This is a genomic window from Salegentibacter haimaensis, assembly GCF_054121495.1.
The window spans coordinates 36,331-49,430 of record NZ_JBSYGH010000018.1 but is presented as its reverse complement, the minus strand read 5'-3'; the positions used below and the strand labels follow the sequence as shown (position 1 = coordinate 49,430).

The following is a 13,100-nucleotide window of genomic DNA, read 5'->3' as shown; positions in this document are numbered from 1 at the left end:
TTAGCTTTCATACCATGAAAATAATACTATCCTGAATTATTTCCAATAAAAAAGAGACTGCCTTTTCAGACAGCCTCGTTAGTTATTAACCGAAAACGATTGAGATTTTCTGTAAATTAGGTTATATTGTTTAATAAAATTAGATTTGGCCTGATGGCAAAAAAAATTACCAACATTGCAGTACTAACCTCGGGTGGCGATGCCCCCGGAATGAACGCCGCGATTCGCGCCGTTGTTAGAGCTTGTTCTTATTATCATATAAATTGTACCGGAATTTACCGGGGCTACCAGGGCCTAATCGAAGCAGACTTCGAAAAGCTCGATGCCCGGTCGGTTCGAAATATCATCAATAAAGGAGGGACTTTTTTAAAATCCAGCCGTTCCCTGGAGTTCAAAACTCCCGAGGGCCGCAAAAAAGCCCACGATAATCTTACCAAAGCCGGGGTAGATGCTCTGGTGGTAATTGGAGGTGATGGTACCTTTACCGGGGGGCTACTTTTTAATCAGGAATTTGATTTTCCGGTAGTGGGTATTCCCGCAACTATAGATAATGACATTAGCGGTACCGATTATACCCTCGGGTACGACACAGCTCTGAATACTGTAGTAGAAGCTATCGATAAAATTCGCGATACGGCAAGTTCTCATAACCGTCTTTTTTTAATCGAGGTTATGGGTCGTGATGCAGGAGATATCGCGCTAAACAGCGGGATTGGTGCCGGTGCCGAGGAGATTCTGCTTCCGGAAGAAGGCGAGGGAGTTCAGCGAATGATGGATTCTCTTGAAAAAAGTAAAAAGTCGGGTAAAACCTCCAGCATTATCGTGGTGGCTGAAGGTGAAAAAAGTGGAAAAAATATCTTCCAGCTTGCCGAATTTATATCTCAAACCCACGAGGAGTACGATATTCGGGTGTCGGTACTGGGGCATATTCAGCGGGGAGGCTCTCCCAGTTGTTTTGACCGTGTACTGGCCAGTAAGCTTGGCGTTGGTGCCGTAGAGGCGTTAACCGACGGGAAGTCGAATATTATGGTTGGGGTTCATCACCAGAAAGTGGTGCACGTGCCCCTGGAAAGTGCTATCAAAGACGAAAGGCCTTTTGATAACGAATTAAGAAGGGTGGCAAACATCACTTCAGTGTAACAACAATTAAAAATTTAAATTATGAGTACAAAGATTGGAATTAACGGTTTTGGCCGAATTGGGCGAATCGCCTTTAGAATTGCGGCTGAAAGTAAAGATGTGGAAGTAGTGGCGATCAATGACCTGCTTGAGGTAGATCACCTGGCGTATTTGCTAAAATACGATTCTGTACACGGAAAATTCAAAGGAGAGGTAGAGGTTAAGGATGGAAATCTTGTAGTAAACGGGAATACCATTAGAGTAACCGCCGAGAAGAATCCGGCCGACCTTAAGTGGGGAGACGTAAATGTAGACGTGGTACTTGACTGTACCGGAATTTTTAAGGAAAAAGATTCGGCCCAGGCTCACCTTGATGCCGGCGCCAGGAAAGTAGTGATCTCGGCTCCTTCTAAAACCGCTCCAATGTTTGTGATGGGAGTAAACCACGACCAGGTAAAACCGGAAGATACTATTGTTTCTAATGCATCCTGTACTACCAACTGTTTAGCTCCTTTGGCTAAAGTAATTGATGATGAGTTTGGAATCGTAGAAGGTTTAATGACAACTGTACACGCTACTACTGCAACCCAGTTGACTGTAGACGGTCCTTCTGCCAAAGATTTTAGAGGTGGAAGAAGTGCGCTTCTTAACATTATCCCTGCTTCAACCGGAGCTGCAGTAGCTGTAGGAAAAGTAATTCCAAAATTAAATGGCAAACTTACCGGGATGGCCTTTAGAGTACCAACTGCCGATGTATCTGCAGTAGATCTTACCGTGCGTACCGAGAAGTCTGTTTCTTACGATGAGGTAAAAGCCGCTTTCAAGAAAGCTTCAGAAGGAAAATACAAAGGAATCATTTCTTACACTGAAGAAATGGTGGTTTCTCAAGACTATGTTTCCGATGCGCATACCTGTAATTTTGATGCCGAAGCAGGAATTGCTCTTAACGACAATTTCTTCAAATTGGTGGCCTGGTATGATAACGAATATGGTTATTCTGCTAAATTGGTAGAATTGGCTGCACACGTTAATTCACTTTAAAAAAAAGCCTTAATTTAGAGCCTGAAGAAATCTGGAATCGTTTTGGACTTAACTCCCTGATTTCTTCAGGCTTTATACTAACCATATTCTTATTCAATGATATTAATAGCGGACGGTGGCTCGACTAAATGTGACTGGATTCTTCTTAGCGATCAGGGAGAACAGTTGTTAAAAACCCGTACTAAGGGATTGAATCCTGCAGTTTTTCCCGAGCTCATTCTCGAACAACGCATAGAAGAAAATTCAGATCTTCAGGAAGTAAAGGATAAGGTGAAGCGAGTGCATTTTTATGGTGCCGGTTGCGGAACTCCTACTCCCAATAAACTTTTGCAAGGCATACTCGCTAACTTTTTTACCAATGTAGACGAGGTAATCGTAAAAGAAGATATGGTAGCTGCAGTTTACGCTGCCACTACCGAGCCAGGAATCGTTTGTATCTTAGGTACTGGTTCCAACTCCTGTTTTTATGATGGTGAAAATATTCACCAGGCAGTACATTCCCTGGGATATATCTTAATGGATGAAGCCAGCGGAAATTACTTCGGAAAACGCCTTATAAGAGATTATTATTACAAAAGAATGCCTCCGGAACTGGCCGAGATTTTTGGGCAGAAGTATGACCTGGAAAGCGATGAGATCAAGAAAAATCTTTACCGCAAAGAAAATCCCAATACTTACCTCGCCAATTTTGCTGAATTCATTTTCACCAACGAGCGTAACGGGTATTTCTATAAACTCGTGCACGAAGGTTTGACCGATTTTATACATTCCAGGGTATTATGTTACAAACAGGCTCAAAATGTACCGGTGCACTTTATAGGTAGCATAGCCTACTTTAGCGAAGATATTATTCGTGCCGTTGCTCAGCCCTACGGAATTGAAATTGGTAATATAGTTAGAAGGCCTATCGATGCCCTTATTGACTATTATCGAGAAAACGTGCTGAACAACTGATTTTCAAATTTTTAAAAATCTTATTTGCTACATTTAAGAAAAACTACTTCTTAAATGTTGGTAAAAGTATATGGTAGCGCGGTATTTGGCGTAGAAGCCACCACGATCACTATAGAGGTGAATGTGGCCACCGGTATTGGCTACCATTTGGTAGGCCTGCCCGATAATGCGGTACGTGAAAGCAGTTACCGCATCGCCGCGGCCCTGCAAAATTCGGGCTACAACTTCCCAGGTAAAAAGATCATAGTAAATATGGCCCCTGCCGATCTTCGCAAGGAAGGTTCGGCTTATGATCTTAGTTTTGCATTAGGCATAATGGCGGCTACCGGCCAGATGAAAGCGGCAGGACTTCAGGATTATATCATTATGGGAGAACTCTCGCTTGATGGTGGCCTGCAACCTATAAGAGGTGCACTTCCCATTGCTATAAAGGCCCGTGAAGAGGGCTTTAAAGGTTTTATACTTCCCAAACAAAACGCTAAAGAGGCGGCAATTGTAAAAGATCTTGAAGTTTACGGAGTAGAAAACATTAAAGAAGTAGTAGATTTCTTTCATAAGGGAATTCAGCCTGAGCGTTGTATTGTGAATACCCGCGAAGAATTTTACACTCATTATGACGACTCCGATCACGACTTTGCTGATGTAAAAGGCCAGGAATCGATTAAGCGGTGTATGGAGATCGCTGCAGCCGGTGGTCACAACATAATTTTAATTGGCCCACCCGGTGCAGGAAAAACGATGTTGGCTAAACGTTTGCCGGGAATCTTGCCTCCTATGACTTTACACGAAGCCCTGGAAACCACAAAAATTCATAGCGTAGCCGGTAGAATTAAAGACCAGGTAGGGTTAATGACCCGGCGGCCCTTTAGAAGCCCTCATCATACGATTTCAGATGTTGCTTTGGTTGGCGGCGGGGCCTACCCGCAGCCGGGTGAAATTTCCCTTTCCCATAACGGAGTTTTATTTCTGGATGAATTGCCCGAGTTTAAACGCGGCGTTTTAGAAGTGATGCGCCAGCCCCTGGAAGATCGCGAGGTAACTATTTCACGCGCAAAATTTACCGTCACCTATCCTTCCAGTTTTATGCTGGTAGCCAGTATGAATCCCAGCCCCAGCGGATATTTTAATGATCCCGATGCCCCGGTTACTTCAAGCCCGGCCGAAATGCAGCGTTATCTGAGCAAAATTAGCGGTCCTTTATTAGACCGCATCGATATTCATATAGAAGTAACGCCGGTGCCTTTCGAAAAATTGAGTGAAGAAAGAAATGGGGAATCCAGCCTTGAAATTAGAAATCGGGTAATTGCGGCAAGGGAAATTCAGAGTGAGCGATTTTCAGATAATGAGAAGATTCATTACAACGCTCAAATGAGCGTAAAACAAATTCGCGAATTTTGCGATTTAGACGAGGCTTCCAAACAATTGCTGAAAACTGCGATGGAAAAACTGAACCTTTCAGCCCGGGCCTATGACCGGATTTTAAAAGTCTCAAGAACCATCGCCGATTTAGAAGCTTCAGAAAAAATAAAAGGCGCGCATATAAGTGAGGCCATACAATACCGAAGCCTGGATCGCGACGGCTGGTTGGGTTGATTATTAAATGATTCTAAATTTCTAAAGGGTTTAACACTAATCTTTTATCTTTACCCTATCACAACCCGAATTACCAATGAAAAATTACATTATCCTGTTAATTGCAGTTTTCTTCTTGAGCTGTAAAGGAGATCGAGCTGAAGATGCCAATGGCTCTGCTGCAGAAAAATCTGATTCTATAAATATTGACATTTTCAGCAATGGCCTTAGCCAGGCCGAGCCCGTGGATCTTGATCTCGAAGAGGCCAATCGCCTGGCTGAACTTCCGCTCTCCTGTCTTAAGGTAGAATACCCTAATAAACTGGGACAAACCCTTGAAAATGCTGAAGCAATGGGGGAGCCCAGCGAGCTGCATCCTGCCTTTTATGGTTGTTTCGACTGGCATTCGGCTGTACACGCGCATTGGTCGTTGGTGAGTTTGCTGAAGCAGTTTCCGAAGTTGGAAAAGCGTGAAGAGATCAGGCAGGCCTTACAGGAATCACTTTCCGCAGAAAATATTGAAGGCGAGGTAGCCTATTTTAAACGTGAACAATCTTACGCCTATGAGCGTACTTATGGCTGGGCCTGGTTGCTTAAACTTGCCGAAGAACTTAAAACCTGGGATGACCCGCTAGCCAGGGATCTCGAAGAAAACCTGCAACCTCTAACCGAACTTATCGTTAGCCTGTATATAGAATTTTTACCAAAGTTGAATTACCCCATAAGAGTTGGCGAGCACGACAATACCGCCTTTGGGCTGGCTTTCGCCTGGGATTACGCTAAAGCCGCAGAAAATTCTGAATTTCAAAAACTCATTTCTAAACGAGCCAGGGATTTTTATTTAAGCGATGACGATTGCCCCATAACCTGGGAACCGGGCGGATTTGACTTTTTGTCGCCCTGTCTCGAAGAAGTCGATATCATGCGAAGAGTGCTTCCCAGAAATGCATTTTTTATGTGGGTAGACGATTTTATGCCACAACTTCGTAAGGATAGTTTCGAACTTCAAGTAGGAGAAGTTTCCGATAGAAGTGACGGAAAACTCGTGCATCTCGACGGGCTTAATTTTAGCCGCGCCTGGGTTTTACTCGGGCTCGCCAACCAATACCCCGATTATTTCGGGCATTTAAAGCCAATTGCCAATCAACATTTATCCTATTCTTTTCCTAACCTGGTAGGAGACAACTACGAAGGAGGGCACTGGTTAGGCAGCTTTGCCATTTATGCTCTTAATGAAACCCGAAAGGGCAGGTGAGAAACTTTTTAAAAAATCTTGGGCCGGGAATCCTGGTTTCTGCGGCATTCATCGGCCCGGGAACGGTAACGGTGTGTACCCTGGCCGGGGTTGAATTCGGTTATAGCCTGCTTTGGGCACTTTTAATCTCTGTATTTTCGTGTATTATTCTACAGGAAATGGCGGCCCGGTTGGGAGTGGTTTCCCAAAAAGGCCTGAGTGAGGTAATTCGTGAAGAAATTCAAAGACCGGTTTCAAAGGTTTTGGCTATTGCTTTGATATTTTCGGCAATAGTGATTGGCAATGCTGCCTATGAAGCAGGTAATATCACAGGAGCTGTTTTGGGAGCCGAGGCCATCTTCGGAAATCAGAGCTTGCAATTCGGGGATTTTCAACTTAATCTCTGGAGTTTACTTATTGGATTCATCGCTTTCCTTTTGCTTTTCTCCGGAAGCTATAAAACCCTTGAAAAAGTATTCATAGGGCTGGTACTGCTTATGAGCATTAGCTTTGTTCTTACCGCCGTTCTCACCAAACCCGATTTAACTGAAATTTTAAAAGGTTTTATTCCCACCACCAATGCAGCCGGCTTATTAACAGTAATGGCTATCGTGGGCACAACCGTGGTACCCTATAACCTTTTTCTACACGCCTCTTTGGTTAGTGAAAAATGGAAAAATGCCTCTTTTCTTCCTGTGGCCCGAAAAGAATTGGTCGTCTCGATATTTCTGGGTGGCTCGGTTTCTATGGCTATACTCATTTCGGCTGCATCGGCCGGGATTAGCGATGTAAATTCCGCAGCCGATATGGCCGCAAGCCTGCAGCCGCTTTTTGGAAAATTCGCCACCTGGTTTATGGCGCTGGGATTATTAGCCGCCGGCATTACCTCTTCTATCACCGCACCTTTGGCCGCTGCCTATGTGGTACAGGGCTCTCTGGGCTGGCAGAAAGGGATGAAGTCTAAAAAGTTTAAACTGGTTTGGGCATTAGTCTTAATCTTAGGTGTTTTCTTCTCCTCTCTGCAAATAAACCCCATAGAAATTATTCGCTTCGCGCAAATTGCCAACGGAATTCTATTGCCCGTCATCGCGATTTTCTTATTTTGGGTAGTAAATCGGGCTTCAGTCCTGGGTTCGCGTCGTAATAGCAAATGGCAGAATATACTGGGACTTCTGGTGATCGCTTTGTCCATCTTTTTAGGAGTAAAAGCCATTCTAAGCGTCATAGCGAGCATTTAATCTTAAATTATGAAAGAAATACATATAAATTGTGACCTGGGTGAGGGTGGTGAGTACGATGAGGTACTTATGCCGCTTATTTCGGCCTGTAATATTGCCTGTGGGGGCCACGCCGGTACCCTGGAAACTATGCACCACAGTGTGGCTCTTGCGATAGAAAATAATACAGAAATTGGAGCCCATCCTTCCTATCCCGATAAGGAAAACTTCGGAAGAAAATCCCCGGAGATTTCTGCGGAAGATTTACAGCTTTCGCTGGTCGCTCAGATTTTAAGCCTTAAGCAAATCGCGGAAGCCGAAGGCGCAAAACTAAGTCATATAAAACCACACGGGGCTCTTTATAACGATGCCGCAAAAGATGAAAAAGTCGCAAAAATTGTGATTGATTCAGTGTTGGAATTTGATGAAATTCTGCCGCTTTTTGTACCAGAGAATTCGGTGATTTCTGAAATGGCTCAGGGAAAAATCCCGCTGATTTTTGAAGCCTTTGCAGACAGAAATTATAACGAAAATTACAGCCTGGTATCGCGCTCCAAACCCAATGCTTTAATCACCGAAAAGGAGGCCGTTTTTGAGCATCTTTTTTCGATGTTTTTTGAAGGAAAAATTTGCTGTGAAAATGGGGTGGAAATAAATTGTAAGGCAAGCACTTTTTGCCTGCATAGTGACACTCCAAATTCGGTTGAAATTTTGAAATATCTTCACGAAAAACTGGCCGAAAAAAATATTAAAATCAGGAACACTTAATGGCTGAATTTCCAAAAATATCTGCGATGGGAGAGCGGGCAATTCTGGTTCAATTCGAACCGGTAATCGAGGAAAACCTGCTCGAAAAGTTGCTTTTTTATAAAAATGAGCTTGAAGATTTTTATGCTGAAGTAAATGTTGAGGTGATAAATACATATAACTCGTTATTAATTAGTTATATGTTTGCTATAGAAGATGTCTATGGAGAGATTTCAGCCTTAAAAGAGCTCTTAAGAGAGGCTAAGATAACAAAATTATCTAACCGGCAAATTTTTCATCTTCCGGTGTGTTATGATGAAGAATTTGGTTGGGACCTGGAGTATATTTCAGAAGAAAAAAAGCTTACAAAAAAACAAATTATAGACCTGCATAGCGCCCCTCTTTACACGGTTTATTTTATAGGTTTTTTACCCGGATTTTTATACCTGGGAGGCCTGGATAAAAAGCTTCAAATTTCACGTAAAAATGAGCCCCGTTTAAAGATCGAAAAAGGAGCTGTTGGAATAGGTGAAAACCAGACCGGAATTTACCCGAAATCCAGTCCTGGCGGCTGGCAAATTTTAGGCAATTGTCCGGTGAATTTTTTTGATAAAAATTCAAATCAACCCTGTGAAATTTCACCCGGCGATAAGGTGAAATTTTATGCTGTTACCAAAGATGAATTTTTTGAAATTTCTGAAGCCATTTCTTCAGGAAAATTTGAATTGAAAAAAGAAAAGTACAATGGCTGAAATTGAGGTTTTGCACCCGGGATTATTTTCCACCCTCCAGGATTTTGGAAGACGGGGATTTCAGAAATACGGGGTTCCGTTTTCGGGAGCGATGGATAGAAAGGCGCATAAAACCGCAAATCTAATTTTGCGAAATAAGGCCGATGCCGCGGTTTTGGAGATTACACAAATGGGGCCTAAACTTAAATTTTCGGCACCTGCCAAAATCGCCATTAGCGGAGCATATCTAAGCCCTAACCTCAATAATTCGACTATAGAGAATAATGAGGTTATAAAAGTTGAAGCCGGGGATGTGTTGAGTTTTGGCAGGCCTGTTTCGGGTTCCAGGGCTTATCTCGCTATAGCCGGTGGCTTTCAAACCGAAAAGGTTTTGGAAAGCAGCAGTTGGTATGATGGCATTACAGAATACCAAATACTGGAAAAGGGGCAGCAAATAAGATTCAGGGAGGTTAGTGATGAAGTAACCGAGACCCATACTTCAATAAAATTCGATACGTCCTATCTCGAATCCAAATACCTGGAAGTTTATCCGGGGCCTGAGTTTGAATTACTTCCAAAGCAATTAAAGCATAAGTTGCAGGAAAGCACATTCAGCATAAGTAAAAACAACAACCGGATGGCGGTGCAGCTGGAACAAAAACTGGAAAATGAACTGCAACCTATAATCACCGGGCCGGTATTGCCAGGGACCATACAGCTCACCCCGGGAGGAAATCTTATAATCCTAATGCGCGATTGTCAAACCACAGGTGGTTATCCCAGAGTGCTTCAGCTGGGTGAAGATGCCATCAATTGCCTGGCACAGAAAAAAACGGGAGATGAGATTGTTTTTCGAATTCAGTATTTCTAAAACTTTCACTTCGAGCGGAGTCGAGAAGCTGTCGGAGTCGAGAAGCTGTCGCAGTCGAGAAGCGAAATCAGCAAGATATGTTAAAAAGGGGATTTTTCCCCTTGTATGCAGGAATAGCTTAGGTTACATTTGTATCAGTCATTTTAGTTAGCTAAAGTGTTTTGGGGCAAAAGAGTGTCGTTAAGGTGAAAAACTAATTGGTAGGGTAGTTGGTTTTTCGATATACCGCAACGGCACTTTTTTATTTTATACTGCTTAAGTTACTTGCCATATTCCGTTGATTTTAAATATTTCTATTTTTTATCTACATTTAGCTTAACAAAATTTTAAGGAAACCAACAAAATCAACTTTATGAAAAAACCAGCCAAATGTATTACCAGGGAAGCAGCTAAAGATCTGCAACTTAGATGGTGGAAAACCAGAGGAAAAGCTATAGAGACTTCGGAAAAGCATAAAGATGTATGTGCAGTAAAATTCAGTGTAGCCGAATTGGAGGAATATCTTCAATACGTAAAAGAAAAATCTGAAGGCATCCAGGATCCCGGAATTTGTATTTGGATGGGATCTTATGCTCCTGAGAATGGAAAACCCGGCCTAAGTACTGTGTTCCTTTCAGCAACTAAAGAAAAGTCAGAAGAAGTTGAAAACGATGAAAATGATTTTGAAGAAAATCCTGAAATCGAACCTTATAATACCGGTAGTGGTTTATGGCCTCCCGGTGTGTATGGGGAATAATTTTATCTAAAATCTAATTTTTTTGAACGAGCTGTTTGATTTCTATATAGAAAAGAAAATCTATGTAACCTTCTTAATGGAATTTTTAGCTGCTTTTACCGGCAGTTTATTCTTATTGATGCATTCCAAAGTCGCTAAGAATAAAAGATTATTTGTATACTTTCTTTGGTCGATTTTCATAATTGATTTTTTAGGAGGTTATTCACTTTGGGCTTATTTCGATAATTATCAAACCGTTCCTTTCTTAAAAGATTCTCCATTCCAAAGAAATACCTGGTATTTTAATTTAGCCCAAATCTATTTTATCCTGTGCTATTCCTATTTTATTCAGTCTGAAATACTAAATCCTAAATTTAAAATTTTTATTAGGCGTGGCGCTGCTTTATACCTTATATATTCTGCGGTTTTAATCATTTTGGGTAGTGATATTTTTCAGGCTTATAATGTACCCATTATACTGGTTGGAGCCATTTGGGTATCGCTAAGTGTAGGACTATATTTTTATGACTTGTTTACCAGTGATAAGATATTATATTTTAAAAATAACCTTTTTTTCTACGTTTTCACGGGGATATTTATTTACTATTTGGTTGTTCAGCCTATAAATATTTACTCCGCTTACTTTTTGGAAGCAAATCCTGATTTTATTAATCTTTTTGCTAATGTGTTGAGGTATGCCAACATTTTTCTCTACGGAATATATATCATTGGATTTATAATAGTGTTTTTGAATAAAACAGAAAGGCAGGGTTTAAAGAAAGTCTAATCTGAAAGTCTGGATTAAGAGATAATCAATCTTAGTTTTCGTCAATTTATAGAATTGTTTTATTTAAAAACTTTATATAGATTTATCTTAACAAAATTTTAAGGAAGCCAACCAAAATCAACTTTTATGAAAAAACCAGCCAAATGCATTAGCGTTGAAGAGGCGCGTAAAGAACAGGACGAATGGGTTAAAACCCGAGGGAAAGATATTGAACGGGGCCAGGGATATAAAGATACCCGAGAATTCTGGTATAGCCTGGACGAATTACAGGAATACCTGGATTATGTTCGCGAGAAATCTAAGGAGCAAGGGGTAGAAAAACCGGGAATTCGGTTTTATTTAGGGGCTTATCCTACAACTAATGGAAAAAAAGGCTATGCCACTATGTTCCTGGCTCCTACGAAACAAGCTCAGGGAGATACTGAAACTGCCGGGGAAGATTCTGACCCTAATAATTATGAAATTGAGCCAATGAATATAATCCAAGGTGGTGATCCTCCAAGAAATTATTAATGCAAAGTCTTACATTTCTAGTAATTCTTCTGGTAGGTTTTGCGGCCATTTCCGGATTATATGTCTAGTCCTAAATAACCGATACAGATTATTAAAGGATTAAATTTATTAATTAAAGCTGAACAATGGGAGCATTGTTCAGCTTTTTTGATTTATACTGTTTTCTTTTCAAGGTGCTTTGCTTGTGCATTTTATTTGGTGTCAACATATGGTTAGATAAATGAGGCCTTAACGAGTTGTAGAGATTGATAGCATCTCTGACCATTAACTTTTTTGTTGCCAGGTCTGTAGTATAAGCAGCTATTGAAAATTCTTGTTTCAATATCCCGTTTACCCGTTCAGCAATAGCGTTTTCATATGGGTCGTATTTTTCTGTCATACTTGTGCTTATAGTATTATCACTTAAGATTCCCTGATATTCATTAGAGCAATACTGCAAGCCTCTGTCTGAATGGTGTACCAAAGGTTGATCCTTATAACTTCTTTTTTTTAAGGCCATTTCAAGAGCCCGTACTGAACCATTTACCTCTAAACTGCTCGAGACATCATACCCCATTATTTTTTTGGAGTAAGCATCGGTAACCAAGGCGAGATAGGATGGGTTTTTCCTGTCGCCTATATAGGTTAAATCGCTTACCCACACTTGTTCCGGCCGCTCAAATTCCATTTGGCTTATTATATTTTTATGCTTTCTGAACCTATGATGGGAGTCCGTTGTTATTTGGTAACTTTTTTTAGGAACAATAAGCATCTTATTGGCCTTTAGTATCCTAAATAATTTATCCCTTCCAACATTGATTTTGCTGAGTTCAGCCCTGAGCATATGGTATAGTTTTCTGGTGCCCAGTCTGGGCATCAGGTTCCTTATAGAGCGTACTAGGGCAATAACCTGTTTGGCTATCAGCTGTCTATGTTTTTTGGATTTTATAGCTCTGTAATATACCTGTCTATTTACCCCGAGTAATTCACAGGAAGAGGTTATCGTCTCTTTTTGGGCTTCTTGGTAGCATTTGATAACTCGGGTCCGTAATTTTTTCTGATTTGGATATCATATTCCTTTTCGGCCATATCCACAAGCATATCGAAGATAATTACCTTCTTATCAGCGCGCTCAGCAAGATGCTCAGCCCTGGCCTTCTGCTTTTCTAGCAGCTTGACTTTTGCTTCTAGTTCAAGTATTTTCTGTTCAGGTGTTTTTGCCACGGTTATTTTCGATTGGTTTTCCCAATCAAAGTTACCATATTTCCTAAGCCATTCCCTCACTGTAGATTTAGCTTGTATGCCATATTTATGACAGGCTTCAGTTCTTCCAAGCGCCCCGGACTCAATTTCCTGGACCACTTGAAGTTTAAAAGAAATAGAATAATCTTTTTGGGTACGCTTTACATACCCAGTCTTTGCTGAACTTTTCATTACACTACTGGTTTGTGTATCGCTATTTCAGGACGGGACAATATTATATTCAAAAAAAGCCGACTGATAAAGCGGTCGGTTTTTTTTCCTATTTCTTATTATTTACTTTCATTGTGGAAGCACTAGCTTCAATTCCCAAAATAATTTACTGGAATGAGCCTCTACATTTTCTAAAAGAAACTTTTC

Annotated in this window: 14 protein-coding genes; 12 read left to right on the top strand and 2 right to left on the bottom strand. The window is 41.2% G+C overall.

The window, feature by feature from the left end; genetic code table 11:
- Nucleotides 1-153: 153 nt before the first annotated feature.
- The 12 genes from pfkA (at nt 154) to ACW6QP_RS14100 (ending at nt 11,501) form a co-directional block, all read left to right on the top strand.
- Entirely contained in the window at nt 154-1,140 is a 987-nt protein-coding gene (gene pfkA / locus ACW6QP_RS14155; protein ID WP_457911523.1) for a 6-phosphofructokinase, read from the top strand.
- A gap of 21 nt (nt 1,141-1,161) precedes the next feature.
- The gene (gene gap / locus ACW6QP_RS14150) at nt 1,162-2,160 is read left to right on the top strand and encodes a type I glyceraldehyde-3-phosphate dehydrogenase (protein WP_457911522.1); all 999 of its coding nucleotides are present in this window, start codon (nt 1,162-1,164) and stop codon (nt 2,158-2,160) included.
- A gap of 96 nt (nt 2,161-2,256) precedes the next feature.
- Nucleotides 2,257-3,114, top strand: a complete 858-nt coding sequence (locus tag ACW6QP_RS14145) for an N-acetylglucosamine kinase (protein WP_457911521.1) — start codon at nt 2,257-2,259, stop codon at nt 3,112-3,114.
- 54 nt (nt 3,115-3,168) lie between these two features.
- Entirely contained in the window at nt 3,169-4,707 is a 1,539-nt protein-coding gene (locus ACW6QP_RS14140; RefSeq protein WP_457911520.1) for a YifB family Mg chelatase-like AAA ATPase, read from the top strand.
- A 76-nt stretch (nt 4,708-4,783) separates the two neighbouring features.
- Nucleotides 4,784-5,941, top strand: a complete 1,158-nt coding sequence (locus ACW6QP_RS14135; RefSeq protein WP_457911519.1) for a DUF2891 domain-containing protein — start codon at nt 4,784-4,786, stop codon at nt 5,939-5,941.
- Nucleotides 5,938-7,158, top strand: coding sequence for an Nramp family divalent metal transporter (locus ACW6QP_RS14130; RefSeq protein WP_457911518.1), 1,221 nt, complete (start codon nt 5,938-5,940; stop codon nt 7,156-7,158). The genes ACW6QP_RS14135 and ACW6QP_RS14130 overlap by 4 nt, the downstream gene beginning before the upstream one ends.
- A 9-nt stretch (nt 7,159-7,167) precedes the next feature.
- Nucleotides 7,168-7,905: a 5-oxoprolinase subunit PxpA gene (gene pxpA / locus ACW6QP_RS14125; protein ID WP_457911517.1), complete on the top strand. Its 738-nt coding sequence runs from the start codon at nt 7,168-7,170 to the stop codon at nt 7,903-7,905.
- A complete protein-coding gene (gene pxpB, locus ACW6QP_RS14120; RefSeq protein ID WP_457911516.1) occupies nt 7,905-8,636 on the top strand; it encodes a 5-oxoprolinase subunit PxpB in 732 nt (243 codons plus the stop codon). Before pxpA ends, pxpB begins: the two co-directional genes overlap by 1 nt.
- Nucleotides 8,629-9,486 (top strand): 5-oxoprolinase subunit C family protein, encoded by an 858-nt coding sequence (locus ACW6QP_RS14115; RefSeq protein WP_457911515.1) that lies wholly within the window; start codon nt 8,629-8,631, stop codon nt 9,484-9,486. Before pxpB ends, ACW6QP_RS14115 begins: the two co-directional genes overlap by 8 nt.
- Nucleotides 9,487-9,838: 352 nt before the next feature.
- The gene (locus tag ACW6QP_RS14110) at nt 9,839-10,222 is read left to right on the top strand and encodes a hypothetical protein (protein ID WP_457911514.1); all 384 of its coding nucleotides are present in this window, start codon (nt 9,839-9,841) and stop codon (nt 10,220-10,222) included.
- Between the two features lie 22 nt (nt 10,223-10,244).
- The gene (locus ACW6QP_RS14105; protein WP_457911513.1) at nt 10,245-10,988 is read left to right on the top strand and encodes a hypothetical protein; all 744 of its coding nucleotides are present in this window, start codon (nt 10,245-10,247) and stop codon (nt 10,986-10,988) included.
- Nucleotides 10,989-11,114: 126 nt separating this feature from the next.
- On the top strand, nt 11,115-11,501 hold the full coding sequence (locus ACW6QP_RS14100; protein WP_457911512.1) for a hypothetical protein: 387 nt from the start codon (nt 11,115-11,117) through the stop codon (nt 11,499-11,501).
- A 112-nt stretch (nt 11,502-11,613) separates the two neighbouring features.
- Here the strand turns inward: ACW6QP_RS14100 and ACW6QP_RS14095 are convergent, their stop codons facing one another.
- The gene (locus ACW6QP_RS14095) at nt 11,614-12,483 is read right to left on the bottom strand and encodes an IS3 family transposase (protein WP_457911524.1); all 870 of its coding nucleotides are present in this window, start codon (nt 12,481-12,483) and stop codon (nt 11,614-11,616) included.
- A complete protein-coding gene (locus tag ACW6QP_RS14090) occupies nt 12,480-12,914 on the bottom strand; it encodes a transposase (protein WP_457911511.1) in 435 nt (144 codons plus the stop codon). Before ACW6QP_RS14090 ends, ACW6QP_RS14095 begins: the two co-directional genes overlap by 4 nt.
- Nucleotides 12,915-13,100 lie beyond the last annotated feature (186 nt).

Bases quoted from the DNA above. Each gene is read 5' to 3' on its own strand.
- pfkA (WP_457911523.1), top strand. From the start codon at position 154: ATGGCAAAAAAAATTACCAACATTGCAGTACTAACCTCGGGTGGCGAT.
- gap (WP_457911522.1), top strand. From the start codon at position 1,162: ATGAGTACAAAGATTGGAATTAACGGTTTTGGCCGAATTGGGCGAATC.
- ACW6QP_RS14145 (WP_457911521.1), top strand. From the start codon at position 2,257: ATGATATTAATAGCGGACGGTGGCTCGACTAAATGTGACTGGATTCTT.
- ACW6QP_RS14140 (WP_457911520.1), top strand. From the start codon at position 3,169: ATGTTGGTAAAAGTATATGGTAGCGCGGTATTTGGCGTAGAAGCCACC.
- ACW6QP_RS14135 (WP_457911519.1), top strand. From the start codon at position 4,784: ATGAAAAATTACATTATCCTGTTAATTGCAGTTTTCTTCTTGAGCTGT.
- pxpA (WP_457911517.1), top strand. From the start codon at position 7,168: ATGAAAGAAATACATATAAATTGTGACCTGGGTGAGGGTGGTGAGTAC.
- pxpB (WP_457911516.1), top strand. From the start codon at position 7,905: ATGGCTGAATTTCCAAAAATATCTGCGATGGGAGAGCGGGCAATTCTG.
- ACW6QP_RS14115 (WP_457911515.1), top strand. From the start codon at position 8,629: ATGGCTGAAATTGAGGTTTTGCACCCGGGATTATTTTCCACCCTCCAG.
- ACW6QP_RS14110 (WP_457911514.1), top strand. From the start codon at position 9,839: ATGAAAAAACCAGCCAAATGTATTACCAGGGAAGCAGCTAAAGATCTG.
- ACW6QP_RS14100 (WP_457911512.1), top strand. From the start codon at position 11,115: ATGAAAAAACCAGCCAAATGCATTAGCGTTGAAGAGGCGCGTAAAGAA.
- ACW6QP_RS14090 (WP_457911511.1), bottom strand. From the start codon at position 12,914: ATGAAAAGTTCAGCAAAGACTGGGTATGTAAAGCGTACCCAAAAAGAT.